12 protein-coding genes and 1 tRNA gene are annotated in these 13,375 nt (G+C 38.2%); 2 read left to right on the top strand and 11 right to left on the bottom strand.

The features are described from left to right. Positions 1–2: 2 nt before the first annotated feature. The 10 genes from FGD67_RS20970 to rlmE form a co-directional block, all read right to left on the bottom strand. Positions 3–1,067: a virulence RhuM family protein gene (locus tag FGD67_RS20970; protein WP_257172955.1), complete on the bottom strand. Its 1,065-nt coding sequence runs from the start codon at positions 1,065–1,067 to the stop codon at positions 3–5. Beyond that, on the bottom strand, positions 1,060–2,361 hold the full coding sequence (locus tag FGD67_RS20965) for a restriction endonuclease subunit S (protein WP_257172954.1): 1,302 nt from the start codon (positions 2,359–2,361) through the stop codon (positions 1,060–1,062). Before FGD67_RS20965 ends, FGD67_RS20970 begins: the two co-directional genes overlap by 8 nt. Then, positions 2,361–4,445 (bottom strand): class I SAM-dependent DNA methyltransferase, encoded by a 2,085-nt coding sequence (locus FGD67_RS20960; RefSeq protein WP_257172953.1) that lies wholly within the window; start codon positions 4,443–4,445, stop codon positions 2,361–2,363. Before FGD67_RS20960 ends, FGD67_RS20965 begins: the two co-directional genes overlap by 1 nt. Before the next feature lie 771 nt (positions 4,446–5,216). Then, a tRNA-Leu gene (locus FGD67_RS20955) sits at positions 5,217–5,301 on the bottom strand. A gap of 12 nt (positions 5,302–5,313) precedes the next feature. Continuing rightward, entirely contained in the window at positions 5,314–5,709 is a 396-nt protein-coding gene (secG, locus tag FGD67_RS20950) for a preprotein translocase subunit SecG (RefSeq protein ID WP_257172952.1), read from the bottom strand. 4 nt (positions 5,710–5,713) lie between these two features. Then, positions 5,714–6,481, bottom strand: a complete 768-nt coding sequence (tpiA, locus tag FGD67_RS20945) for a triose-phosphate isomerase (protein ID WP_257172951.1) — start codon at positions 6,479–6,481, stop codon at positions 5,714–5,716. A 127-nt stretch (positions 6,482–6,608) separates the two neighbouring features. After that, positions 6,609–7,946 (bottom strand): phosphoglucosamine mutase, encoded by a 1,338-nt coding sequence (gene glmM, locus FGD67_RS20940; protein WP_257172950.1) that lies wholly within the window; start codon positions 7,944–7,946, stop codon positions 6,609–6,611. A gap of 53 nt (positions 7,947–7,999) precedes the next feature. After that, the gene (folP, locus tag FGD67_RS20935; protein ID WP_257172949.1) at positions 8,000–8,839 is read right to left on the bottom strand and encodes a dihydropteroate synthase; all 840 of its coding nucleotides are present in this window, start codon (positions 8,837–8,839) and stop codon (positions 8,000–8,002) included. Between the two features lie 115 nt (positions 8,840–8,954). Next, the gene (ftsH, locus tag FGD67_RS20930) at positions 8,955–10,916 is read right to left on the bottom strand and encodes an ATP-dependent zinc metalloprotease FtsH (protein WP_306556775.1); all 1,962 of its coding nucleotides are present in this window, start codon (positions 10,914–10,916) and stop codon (positions 8,955–8,957) included. A gap of 58 nt (positions 10,917–10,974) precedes the next feature. Next, complete coding sequence (rlmE, locus tag FGD67_RS20925; protein ID WP_257172947.1) at positions 10,975–11,604, bottom strand: 23S rRNA (uridine(2552)-2'-O)-methyltransferase RlmE; 630 nt, start codon at positions 11,602–11,604, stop codon at positions 10,975–10,977. Between the two features lie 214 nt (positions 11,605–11,818). On the opposite strand from rlmE, the gene yhbY reads away from it, so the two are divergent. Then, positions 11,819–12,115 (top strand): ribosome assembly RNA-binding protein YhbY, encoded by a 297-nt coding sequence (gene yhbY / locus FGD67_RS20920; protein WP_257172946.1) that lies wholly within the window; start codon positions 11,819–11,821, stop codon positions 12,113–12,115. 161 nt (positions 12,116–12,276) lie between these two features. Then, positions 12,277–12,621: a rhodanese-like domain-containing protein gene (locus FGD67_RS20915; protein ID WP_257172945.1), complete on the top strand. Its 345-nt coding sequence runs from the start codon at positions 12,277–12,279 to the stop codon at positions 12,619–12,621. A gap of 140 nt (positions 12,622–12,761) precedes the next feature. Here FGD67_RS20915 and greA read toward each other — a convergent pair whose 3' ends face one another. After that, the gene (gene greA / locus FGD67_RS20910) at positions 12,762–13,238 is read right to left on the bottom strand and encodes a transcription elongation factor GreA (protein ID WP_257172944.1); all 477 of its coding nucleotides are present in this window, start codon (positions 13,236–13,238) and stop codon (positions 12,762–12,764) included. Positions 13,239–13,375: the final 137 nt, after the last annotated feature.

Raw genomic sequence — 13,375 nt, 5'->3', positions numbered from 1 at the left:
AACTATTCCTTGTCTTTTTTAAGCATCGACCTTAAATATTCAATGTTCATTTTTGCGCCTTCGGCTTCTTTTAATCCGCGCCTTTTTGCTGAATATTTATCGAATTCTCGTTTAGCTTTATCATCAGCATCTGCTTTTGTTATGTGTCCTGCACCTTGTAAAACATCACGGTTGTTAAAAGCTAAAAATTGATCAAGTTTCTCAGTCCAGTTAGCGAGTAATATCTGTTTTCTTTGTAATGCTTGATCTTCAGCGTAATCAAGCCACATATTTACAATGCGATTAAGCCCTGTAATTTCATCTTGCGTTAAATAATTTTTAGCAATAGTAACATCGGTTTTTCTAACTTCGTCTCCTTTGAAGCTAGTTAAGCCTGCGTTAGGTTTATCTGCGCCTATACGCTGTGATATTAATTCAGCGGCCGTTAACCCTGTACTGGCAAAGTGCAATTTATTTTGTATCATTTGAAAAAACAAAGTGGTTTCTTTAGTGCTTGGCATATAATCAGATGCCATCGCAAAAATATCCGTTACACGTAAATATACTCGCCGTTCACTTGCCCGTATATCGCGAATACGTTCAAGCATTTCATCAAAGTAATCAGGCACTGCAGAATGACCCACGGGAGGGTTTTTAAGACGTTCATCGTCCATGACAAAACCTTTTACCAAATACTCTTCAATGGTTGTTGTCGCCCATTTTCTAAATTGAGTACCCTGTGCAGAACGTACCCGATAACCTACGGCAATAATTACAGGTAGACTGTAATGTAATTTATTACGTGTAACCTGCCGACTACCTTCTTGTCCAACTTGTAAGTAATACTTACAAGTTAAATTTTGTACAAGTTCTTCTTCATCATAAATCGCTTTAATATGTTGGGTGATAGCTTGTGGCGTAATTTGATATAAATCACTCATCGCTTGTTGTGTTAACCACAAAGTGTCTGACTCAAATCGACACTCAACCTTAGTTTTCCCGTTAGCACTTTGAAAAAGAATAAATTCTCCTTGCGGTGCATTGGGTGTTAATTCGTTGTTATTATTGACAGTAAAGTTATCAACCATGATTTACCTCCTCTTTTAAGGCAAAGTGACGCACATCTATTTTTCCAGTAACAGCAGCAGAGATAAGCGCTGTTTTACGTTCTTTTAATAAAGTTATTTGGGCTGTCGACTTTTCAGTTAAACGCTCAAATATTGATATTTTATTTTCTAAATATTTCGCAATTGTAATCTGCTCACTTAGAGGAGGAATGGCTATTTTTAATCCTTTAATTCTTTCAACAGAAATACCTGGTTGCGCTGCTGAAACTGAATACTGCCCTAAATTCATAAATCTTAAAAATTCAGAAATGAAAATCAGATTAAACTTAACGTATGGATAAACAACTACAGCATGTTCAGATGCAAAAAATTTATTTTTAGCAATGTTGATATTGCCACACAAAGCACCTTGTCTTCCTATTAAGACATATTCACCATCGCAGTTATAACTAGAAGTAAATCCTCTTTGTCCGTTTCCACCGAATACTGGATATTTACCTTCTTTCTCTATCAAACTAGAGGTAATCGTGTCACCACTTTGTAATTTCAAGAAATAGCTTAATTTAACTACTCGCCAATGCTCAGGCACTTCACCTAACCATTCAACGCCTGAGTCTTTCATTGGCGTAGCACGTCCGTTAAGTGAAGGCAGGCCACGGGTGACAGCATGGGAAATAACGGCTTGGCGTTTTTCTTTTAATAGCTCAATTAACTTTTCTTGCTTGGCAATTAAGGTGTCAATTTTTGCCGTTTCATGGTCGAGGAAATAGGCTATTTTTTGTTGTTCTTGGATACAAGGAAATGCAGCAGTGTATGTGTTTATTATTTCAGCAGGAACACGTTTCAAGCCACCTGCTCCCGACATAGCTGCAATTGCTATTTCCATAAAACTATCTTCTTGTAGGCGATAGAATAAAAACTGATTATTTAATTTTGCATTAGCCCTTAGCACGTAAATTTCAGATGAACCAAAACCTAAACCGTTATGCAGTTCTTTGGCTATTGCCATGTTTTTATTCTCAAAACATGGCGTTACTTTCGCTATAAGTAAATCTTCATTTTCGAAATAAGTATATCCGTCATAAACATCTGAAACGTTTTTCGTTTCATCAAGTTTTAAACTGTTTAACTTCAGCTTTTCCATCGGCAAGAAACTACATAGCTCAGAAAGTTTCTTTTCTTTAATACCTGATTTTTTAGGGTTTAGCTCTGCTAAATGCTTTAATGGAATCACATCCCAAGAAATAGGCACATCCCCCAACCACTTAACTCCTGAATCTCTGTATTCAGGATATTCCTGATAGCGACCTGTCATTATGAATGCACCTCTTGCAGTAACTTCATAATATCGGCTGAAACAGCATCTAAATCGGCATCAATTGCTTCCAATGCTCTTGGTGGTTGGTATACATAAAAATGGCGGTTAAATGGTATTTCATAACCGACAATGCCGACTTCACCATCCTTGCTATCAACCTTACTTTCATCAATCCAAGCATCGGGAACGTGCGGTAATACTTCACGTTCAAAGTAGTCTTGCACTGATTCGTTTAATGGTACGTTCTCATTATCTCGTAAGTCAGGGTTTGGCTCTGGTTGTCCTTTTTGTTTACCTGATTCAAAAAGACAAGTTTCAGCATTTTCATCTTGCTCACCAAAATGTTTACAAATAAGCTTTTTCTCACTTGCTGATAGCTTTTCAGAGAGTCTGTTAAAGAATGCTGATCGGCTTAATATTTTCTCACTACCAATCAACGACTGTAGTTCGGTGTAAGCAGCAGGTGCTTGAAGCAAAACATTTAATTCTGATTCACCTTTTTTAGCTTTAGGTGTGTTTTTCTTAATATATTCTTGATTATAACTTTCAAAATTCTCTTCAGTTACTTCAAACGCTAATTTTAATGGCCGTTCTACGGTAATGCGTCTGTAACCAAAATCTTGATAATCAAATATTTTACTAAAGTCGTTTTCAACAAACTGACCATAAGTTTTAACGATAGTTTCTATACTTTCTTCGGTGAGTTCTTTACGTTTACTACCTAGAGATTTACGCATTGCTTGGTAAAACACGTTTTCAACTGGTGCATCAGATTCACCACCGCCACTGCGACCTCTACCGCCTTTCTTAGCTCGTTCTTTAGAGGCATTAATCAGTTGAACTTTGCCTTTACGTTGTGCTGGTTTGTTATTCGATAAAACCCAGATATAGGTAGCAATACCTGTGTTGTAGAACATATCGGTAGGTAAAGCGATTATTGCTTCAAGTAAATCGTTCTCAAGCACGTAACGTCTTATTTCACTTTCACCTGAGCCTGCACCACCTGTAAATAAAGGCGAGCCATTTAAGATAATACCAATACGTGAACCGCTTTCTTTTGAATTAGGCGTAAGTGGGCGCATTTTGCTAATTAAGTGCATTAAGAATAATAATGAACCGTCTGACACTCTTGGTAAGCCTGCGCCAAAACGACCTTCAAAGCCTTTTTCTTTGTTCTCGTCATTAATTTTTTTTTGTACTTTTTTCCAATCTACACCAAAGGGTGGATTAGATAACATATAATCAAATTTTTCGGTTGGTAGCTGATCGTCAGATAAGGTATTACCCAATTTAATGTTATCGACCTTTTGCCCTTTAATGAGCATATCGGCTTTACAGATAGCGTATGACTCAGGGTTTAATTCTTGCCCAAATGCTGATAATGCGGCTTTGTCGTTAAGTTCATGTACGTATTCCATGCCTGATGATAAAAAGCCACCTGTACCAGCCGTTGGATCGTAAATGCTGCGAACTAAACCAGACTGAGTAAGAAGGTCATCATCATTACAAAATACTAATGAGGTGGTTAGACGGACAATATCTCGTGGAGTAAAGTGTTCCCCTGCGGTTTCGTTAGAGCTTTCAGCAAATCGTCTGATTAATTCTTCAAACACTAAACCCATATTATGGTTATCAACCACTTCAGGATGAAGGTCAGTTGTTGCAAAGCGTTTTGCTACTTTATAAAGTAAGTCAGCTTCTTCTAATTTGTCGATAGTATTGAAGAAATCAAAGTGTTCGAATATTTCACGGGCATTAGGGCTAAAAGATTGTACATAGCTTTCAAGGTTTTGCGCTACACCTGTTTCACCCAATTTGTTCAAATCCATTTTACTGGTGTTATAAAAGCTTAATTTGGCAGCGTGGGTAAGTATTTTATCTTGCGCTTCAATTGGTTTGTTTTTAACAGTTTCATACATTGTAAGTACGCTTGGCTTGGTGTTCTCAAGTACACATTCTAAACGTCTTAATAGCGTAAAAGGTAAGATAATACGCCCGTACTGGCTTTGTTTGAAATCACCACGGAGAAGATCAGCAACCGACCATAAAAATGCTGCTGTAGAAGAGAAATTGTCCGACATAAGAGTTTACCTTGAAAGTGTTTAAGTTTCCGTAACTTTTGGCTTGAGGCTAATAGTTGTTGTGGCGATAAACTTAAAGGGTTATTCATATTAAGGGTAATCTACCACATAACTATGTTTTATAAAGTAATTAGTGCGTTTTATGCTAGTTTAAAATGCTTAATATTTGTAGTTTTCGATACTGTTTCTAAGACTGAGTTTTCTATGTGCTAATTAGGAAAAACATGGTTTCAATATTACAGCAAAAGTTTCTTATAGTAGTTTCTGGTATTTTTGCTTTTTAATAGTGAACCACTCGTTAATAATACTTTCAAAAGTATTATTAACGACAAGTTGAATATCTTTTTGTTCTTTAGGGTCAATATCCTGGATCAATAAAGCTTTAGTCTCAGCACGTTTTTCTGGCTTGTGCCAAGGCTACTTCAGGCTAGCTTCCAAAACCCATTGAGTTACGCTTTTAGTGTTCGGATAGTCATAATTGAATAGTTAACGTTTAGTTCGCGTAGGTTTTACTCCGAGCATTAAACCGTAGTCATCTAACAAGTTATACTTCTTGTCTTTAGACTTTGCTTGTCTTACTTCTGTATTGGTTAATGGTTAGGACGTTTTAGCCATTTTAGTAACATTCTCTTATCAACAAATAATGAGTGTTAGCTTTATTGCTACTAAAATCATCAGATTTTACCAAAATGCTTCAGACATAAAAAAACCGCAACACCTAGTTTAAATAGGTTATTCCGGTTTTTTATGGGTTCTATTAGAACCTGTATTTGGTGCAGATAGAGAGACTCGAACTCTCACGCCCTAAGGCACCACCCCCTCAAGGTGGCGCGTCTACCAATTCCGCCATATCTGCAAATTTTTTAAACTAGCCTGGTACGTCGCTATCTTTTTCTGTTGCAACATCACTACTTGGCACATCAGTATTATTAGCTTTAGGCTCAACACTATCAGTTGGAATAGCATCAGTTGCAGGAGCAACTTGTCCCGCAGGAGTGTCAATATTATTCCACTCATCCGTCGCTTTAACACGATTAGCGGTTAAGTTACCTAACACTAAGCTAATAACAAAAAAAGCAATCGCTAAGTAAGTAGTCGCTTTAGTTAAGAAGTTACCTGAACCGCTTGAGCCAAAAATAGTTGCTGATGAACCAGCACCGAATGATGCGCCCATATCAGCACCTTTACCTTGTTGAATAAGCACTAAGCCAATTAAACATAAAGCAACGATCAAATACACTACAATTAACACTTGATACAACATTTTATTATCCCTTTGCTGCTGAGCAAATTACTTTGAATTCATCAGCTTTTAAACTAGCACCGCCGATTAATCCACCATCGATATCGGCTTGTGCAAATAATTCTTCACAGTTTGTCGCATTGACACTGCCACCATACAACAATGGCACTTTAACTGCGACGTTTTCATCAATTTTCGCGATAAATTCACGAATAAAGTGATGTGTTGCTTGTGCCATTTCTGGCGATGCTGTTTTTCCTGTACCTATTGCCCAAACTGGCTCATACGCAATAACAACATCTTTAAAATTTTCAATACCTATTTCATCAATCACCGGCTGTAATTGCGCGGCTAAAACGACTTCGGTTTGCTCTGCCATTCGCTCTTCTTCACTTTCACCTATACATAAAATAGGTTTCAAGTTTGCCGCTAGCGTAGCTTTAACTTTTTGTGCAACTAATGAACTTGATTCTTTATATATACTACGACGTTCTGAGTGTCCTAGTATGACATAATTGACACCAACTTCTTGTAACATTGAGGTGGATACTTCCCCCGTAAATGCACCTTTAGCATGCTCATTTAAATTTTGAGCGCCTAAGCTGAATACCTTCGGCAATTTCAGCTCAGTGCTGACTAAACTAAATGCCGCTAAGTAAGGAAAGCTAGGACAGACAACAACTTCAACATTTTCATTTAACGTTAAACTGTTTAACTCTGAAACCATTGAGTTGACTAATGCCAAACTGCCATTCATTTTCCAGTTTGCTGCAACTATTGCGCGTCTATTCATTTTTCATTCCTAAATCAAAGCGGCGAGATATTAACTAACCTGTCGACAAGATACAAGTTTTTCAAGCAATATCTTGTTCAATTGCTTAATATTTATTCGACATGATGAAATGGTCGAATAGTTACCCCTAACATGCAAGCTTAACGGCGTCAGCAATATTGTGAGCTAAGGCTGTTACTTCATCGTGTTCAGGGCCTTCAACCATAACTCTGATCAGTGGTTCAGTGCCTGATTTTCTCAACAACACACGGCCACGACCGGTCAATGTTTCATTCACTTTTTTAACAGCAGCAACAACTTCATCATTAACTAAAGGATCGCTATCACCCGAAAATCTAACATTGACTAAAACTTGTGGTAACTTGGTCATGCCTTGGCGTAATTCGAATAAGGCTTTACCGGTATTACAAATAGCCGTTAAAACATTCAATGCCGCAATAATACCATCACCTGTTGATGTATGGTTTAAGTTGATGACATGGCCAGAGTTTTCCGCACCTAATTGCCAGCCTTTTTGTTTGAGCATTTCCATCACGTATCGGTCACCGACTTTACTACGAACGAATGGAACCCCCATATCAGCTAGCGCTAGTTCTAGGCCCATATTACTCATTAATGTGCCAACAACACCACCATCGATATTGCCACTTTTCAAATCGTTACAAGCAATAACATAAACTGACTCATCACCATCAATAACATAGCCGGTATGATCTACCATCATTAAACGGTCACCATCACCATCTAAAGCAATACCAAGGTCCGCTTGATGTTCAACTACCGCAGCGCTAATTGCTGCCATAGATGTTGCGCCACATTCATGGTTAATATTGGTGCCGTTTGGTGAGGTACCAATTTCAATAACTTCAGCCCCCAGCTCTCGAAAAACATCAGGCGCAATATGGTAGGTTGCACCATGGGCACAGTCCACTACCATTTTCATACCTTTTAAAGAATATTGGCTTGGAAAGTTACTTTTACAAAATTCAATATAGCGCCCAGCCGCATCAGCAATACGATTGGCTTTACCTAAATGCGCAGATTCTACACAGCCCATATCTTTATCGAGCTCAGCTTCAATAGCTAATTCAACGTCATCTGGTAATTTCTGACCATCTTGTGAGAAAAATTTAATACCATTATCATAAAATGGATTATGCGACGCACTAATAACAATACCAGCTTCCGCACGAAAGGTTTTAGTTAAATAAGCAATGCCTGGCGTTGGCATTGGCCCAAGTAAACCAATGTCAATACCGGCAGCAGAGAACCCTGCTTCTAATGCTGATTCCAACATGTAGCCTGATATACGGGTATCTTTCCCAATAAGTACTTTTTTAGTGCCTTGTGCAGCTAAAACGCGGCCTGCGGCATAACCTAACTTCATAACAAATTCTGGGGTAATTGGGTATTGTCCGACTAAACCACGAATTCCATCGGTACCGAAATATCTTCTTTCTGACATGAGTTTCTCCATTGCGCTAATGGCTTTGCTATTAGCTTTTTAATCTTAGCTGTTTACTGATTATCAGTTACGGCTTGTAATACTGTTAATGCGTCCACGGTTGCAGCAACATCGTGCACACGAATAATATTGGCTCCTTGTTGGGCGGCAATAATGGCAGCACTTAAGCTACCGGCAAGACGTTGTTTAACATCTCGATTTAATAAATTTCCTATCATAGATTTACGCGAAACACCAATAAGTAAAGGTAGTTTTAGCTGAGAGAATGCAGATAAATTCGCTAATAAGTGATAATTTTGCGCAAGTGTTTTTCCAAAACCAAAACCCGGATCTAAAATTATGCGCTCACGCGCGATGCCTGCACTAAGGCAAGCCTCAATTCGTTGTTGAAAAAACGTTACTATATCGTTAATCACATGCTGGTAACTGGGATTGTTTTGCATGGTGCGAGGTAAACCTTGCATATGCATTAAACAAAGCGGAATATTACTTTGCGCCACCGCCGCTAAACAACCTTCATTTTGTAAGGCTGCAACATCATTAATCATATCAGCACCGGCAGTTATTGCCGCGTTCATTACCGCTGCTTTACTCGTATCAATCGACACTAAAATATTAAAGCGTTGCTTAATGGCAATAAGCACTGGAATAACACGCGCTAACTCATCGGCTTCACTGACCTCCGCAGCACCTGGTCGTGTTGACTCACCACCAATATCAATAATGCTAGCACCATCAGCAATCATACGTTCAACTTGTGCAAGCGCATGTTCAAGTTGCATGTACTTGCCACCATCTGAAAATGAATCTGGGGTAAGGTTAAGAATACCCATCACTTGCGGTGTCGATAAGTCGAGACTTGAGTTTGGACAATTAAGATAATTTACCTGCATATGCTCTTTATTAATTTTGTTGATAAATAATGTTCAAACTTTACATAAGTTAAAGCCTCAATAGCTGATAAATCGAATGATTTAACCATTGAGGCTTTTATGTCATATATGCTATTTATTTAGCAGGAATATCTGAAGGTTCAGTTGAGCTTGAAGATTCAGTTGATTCCTTTTTCTCATCATCTTTTTTTGCTGATGGTTTACTAGAGTCAGCATTGTTATCTGATTTATCATCAGAGTTCCTACCATCAAAGTCAGCCGGTGGGCGAACTTTAGTACGATTCATTAGATCATCTACTTGCAAGGCATCAATAGTTTCATATTCCATTAACGCATCTTTCATCGCATGCAAAATATCTTCATTTTCTTTTAAGATAGTCGCTGCACGTTCATAGTTACGATTAACAAAGTCTTTAATTTCTTCATCAATAGCGCGTGCTGTTTCGTCAGACATGTTCAGTGATTTAGACGATGTTCTGCCTAAAAATACTTCACCTTCTTCTTCAGCAAATAGCATAGGACCCATTTTTTGAGAAAAGCCCCATTGTGTTACCATTTTACGGGCAAGTTGCGTGGCACGTTCAATATCATTTGATGCACCTGTTGACACTTTTTCAAAACCGTAAATCATTTCTTCAGCAATACGGCCACCGTATAACGATGAAATATTACTTTCCAAGTGCTGTTTACTATGACTAAATCTGTCTTGTTCAGGTAAGTACATAGTGACACCTAACGCACGGCCACGTGGCATAATACTGACTTTGTAAACTGGATCATGATCAGGTACTAAGCGACCAACAATAGCGTGACCCGCTTCATGGTAAGCGGTCATTTCTTTTTCAGTTTCGCTCATTACCATTGAACGGCGCTCTGAACCCATCATGATTTTATCTTTCGCTTTTTCAAATTCAGCCATACCCACAACGCGTCGTGCTGAACGGGCTGCAAACAATGCCGCTTCGTTAACTAAGTTAGCTAAGTCAGCACCAGAAAAGCCTGGGGTACCACGAGCAATAACCGACGCTTTAACATCGTCACCTAATGGTACTTTACGCATATGTACTTTAAGAATTTGTTCACGGCCACGAATATCAGGCAAACCAACAGTGACTTGACGGTCAAAACGACCAGGACGAAGTAATGCCGGATCTAACACGTCTGGACGGTTAGTTGCAGCAATAACAATAACGCCTTCATTACCTTCAAAACCATCCATTTCAACTAGCATTTGGTTTAGTGTTTGCTCACGTTCATCATGACCACCACCCATACCTGCGCCACGTTGGCGACCAACAGCATCAATTTCATCGATGAAGATAATACAAGGCGCTGATTTTTTCGCTTGTTCGAACATGTCACGCACACGAGAGGCACCAACACCAACAAACATTTCAACAAAGTCTGAACCAGAAATAGTAAAAAACGGAACTTTAGCTTCACCGGCAATGGCTTTTGCTAATAAAGTTTTACCGGTACCGGGTTGACCCACCATCAATACGCCTGATGGAATACGGCCACCAAGTTTTTGAAAGCGTGATGGGTCTTTCAAATAATCGACTAATTCAGATACTTCTTCTTTTGCTTCGTCACAACCTGCAACATCAGCAAAGGTAGTTTTAATTTGATCTTCGCCTAATAAGCGCGCTTTCGATTTTCCGAAACTCATCGCGCCTTTACCGCCACCACCTTGCATTTGACGCATGAAGAAAATCCAGACACCAATAAGCAATATCATTGGGAACCAAGAAACAAAGATAGTCATTAAGAAACTAGGTTCTTCTGGTAATTCGCCGGATGCATTTACGCCTTGTTTAACTAAATCATTGATTAAATCACGATCATAGCCACCCGGGATAACTGTAACAAAGTTCTCACCGCTACGTTTAATACCATTAATAACGCCATTTCTATCAACGTCAACTTCTCTAATTTGCCCTTGACGTACGTCTTGGATAAATTGTGTGTAATCTACTTGTTGTTCATTGCCGCTTCCAGGAGTAAAACTCTGGAAAACAGACATAAGTACAACTGCAATAACTAACCATAAAATAAGATTTTTTGCCATATCGCTCAACTTAATGACCTCTTGCTAATGTTCAAAATGGTGCGATGAAATAATTCCATCTAATTTACTACAATTTAAAGCCGGTCGCCACTAGATAAACTTCACGTGAACGAGCACGCGATGATTCTGGCTTGCGAGTTTTAACGGTTTTAAATGCGGTTCGAGCATCTTTCATAAACTGCTCAAAGCCCTCTCCTTGAAACACTTTCACTACAAAAGCGCCATTTTTCTTTAAAACTTGGTTACACATATCAAGCGCTAACTCTACTAAATACATGCTTCGTGCCGCGTCTGCGGTATCATTACCGGTAAAGTTTGCTGCCATGTCAGACATAACAACATCGATATTTTTACCATTAATTCGGTTCAATAACGCATCAAGTACGGCTTCTTCACGAAAGTCACCTTGCAGAAAATCAACTCCTGCAATAGGATCCATAGCTAAAATATCACAGGCGATCACTTGTCCGCTATCACCAACAACTTTCGTTGCGTACTCAGACCAGCCGCCTGGAGCTGCACCTAAATCAACCACTTTCATGCCTGACTTAATCAGCTTGTCTTTTTTATTGATCTCTTCAAGTTTAAAAACAGCGCGTGAGCGAAGCCCTAACCTTTGCGCTTTTTTTACATATTCATCATCAAAATGCTCTTTCAACCACCGAGCACTACTGACACTGACCTTATTCTTACTCATTCAATCCACTTATCTATTATGCTATTAAACGTTACTTAACTTTCGAATATTCGTTAACTTTATTTACTGTCTAAATAAGGTCAGGTCTATATTAACCAAAAACAAAGCAGAAAAGTACGTTAAAAAGCTATCACTTTGTAAACAATATTAGTATTACAAACTAGATGGAGGTAAAATAGCGATAATTCAAGCTAACTTGTAACGAAAATTGTTAATGAACCTAAATAAAAAACAAATTCAGTATTTAAAAGGCCTAGCACATAGCCTTAAACCCGTGGTATTACTAGGTAACAACGGTCTTACCGAAGCGGTAGTTGCCGAAGTCGACTTCGCTTTAAACCATCACGAATTAATTAAGATTAAAATCCCTACCGATGATCGTGAAACAAAAGCACTTATTGTTGAAGCCATTTGTCGTGAAACAAAGGCAACTAAAGTGCAAGTGATCGGTAAAACCTTAGTTATTTATCGCCAATCTGAAGAAAAGAAAATTCGCATACCTAAAGTTTAATGATCATAACTGATTAATTAACTGGATATTTAAAAAAGGGCTTCTGCCCTTTTTTCATATTCTAACAACATCAAAACCTCTACATTAGAAAAAACTAATATACAAGCCTTTATCTTTATCATAGAATGAAATACAAACTCGATATTTCTATGGATTATAAAATGATTTTATCAGTACCGGAATTAGTTGCACTGGCTAAAAAATCAGTTAATTGTGTTAGCGCGGCACATGCTTTTACAAACAAAAATGCGACATTTATTGATGTCAGAGAACCGGCAGAATTTAACGCTTCACCAATTGATAACTCTATACATATCCCTCGTGGCATATTGGAAATGACTATTGCCAAACACTGTCCCGATCCAGAGATGAAAATTTATTTACATTGTGCTTCTGGTGGGCGTGCTGCCTTAGCTGCTGAACAACTACAGCGCATTGGCTATCAAAATGTTAGTGCTATTAGCTGTCAACACCACGATGTACTTCAGGCACAAAAAAAACAGTAGCATACATGAAATAAATAACCGGCTTAAATAAGACTAAACGCACTTACCTTACCATTAAGTGCGTCCAATTTTAAATATGACTGACAGTTATACCAAGTTTATTAAATTTTTTCCCACTCAGAAACTTAGTAAAATTGATATTAAATATGCTCTACTGCAACAATCTCATATTCAACCACGCCACCAGGGGTAATAATTTCAATTTCAGTGTCAACCTCTTTACCAATTAAACCACGAGCAATCGGTGAGTTTAACGAGATGCGTCCAGTTTTAAAATCGGCTTCATCATCACCAACAATTTTATAAGTCACTTCAACTTCAGTATCGATATTCAATAAGGTTACTGTGGCACCAAAAATAACTTTACCATTATTTGGTATTTTAGTTACGTCGATAACTTGTGCATTACATAAACGGCCTTCAATATCTTGAATACGTCCTTCACAGAAACCTTGCTCTTCTTTAGCCGCATGATACTCTGCATTTTCTTTTAAATCACCGTGCTCACGAGCATCGGCAATGTCTTTAACGATACGAGGACGTTTTTCTGTTTTTAAAATTCTTAATTCTTCTTTTAATTGCTCAGCGCCAAGCAATGTCATCGGATATTTTATCATTTTACTCTTCTTTTACTAACAAGAAAGGCGGCTAACCTATGTTAAAAACTAGGTAACCACCTTCAAAAAATACTTCGCTAAAATAAAAACTTGAGAAAACTAGCTCTTTATAAGAACAAATTTATCACTCAAATAGC

The organism is Colwellia sp. M166, from assembly GCF_024585285.1.
Lineage (GTDB): Bacteria > Pseudomonadota > Gammaproteobacteria > Enterobacterales > Alteromonadaceae > Cognaticolwellia.
Note: the sequence above shows the minus strand (reverse complement) of the source record. Positions and strands in the feature narration are given on the sequence as shown.

Bases quoted from the DNA above. Each gene is read 5' to 3' on its own strand.
- FGD67_RS20970 (WP_257172955.1), bottom strand. From the start codon at position 1,067: ATGGTTGATAACTTTACTGTCAATAATAACAACGAATTAACACCCAAT.
- FGD67_RS20965 (WP_257172954.1), bottom strand. From the start codon at position 2,361: ATGACAGGTCGCTATCAGGAATATCCTGAATACAGAGATTCAGGAGTT.
- FGD67_RS20960 (WP_257172953.1), bottom strand. From the start codon at position 4,445: ATGTCGGACAATTTCTCTTCTACAGCAGCATTTTTATGGTCGGTTGCT.
- secG (WP_257172952.1), bottom strand. From the start codon at position 5,709: ATGTTGTATCAAGTGTTAATTGTAGTGTATTTGATCGTTGCTTTATGT.
- tpiA (WP_257172951.1), bottom strand. From the start codon at position 6,481: ATGAATAGACGCGCAATAGTTGCAGCAAACTGGAAAATGAATGGCAGT.
- glmM (WP_257172950.1), bottom strand. From the start codon at position 7,946: ATGTCAGAAAGAAGATATTTCGGTACCGATGGAATTCGTGGTTTAGTC.
- folP (WP_257172949.1), bottom strand. From the start codon at position 8,839: ATGCAGGTAAATTATCTTAATTGTCCAAACTCAAGTCTCGACTTATCG.
- rlmE (WP_257172947.1), bottom strand. From the start codon at position 11,604: ATGAGTAAGAATAAGGTCAGTGTCAGTAGTGCTCGGTGGTTGAAAGAG.
- yhbY (WP_257172946.1), top strand. From the start codon at position 11,819: ATGAACCTAAATAAAAAACAAATTCAGTATTTAAAAGGCCTAGCACAT.
- FGD67_RS20915 (WP_257172945.1), top strand. From the start codon at position 12,277: ATGATTTTATCAGTACCGGAATTAGTTGCACTGGCTAAAAAATCAGTT.
- greA (WP_257172944.1), bottom strand. From the start codon at position 13,238: ATGATAAAATATCCGATGACATTGCTTGGCGCTGAGCAATTAAAAGAA.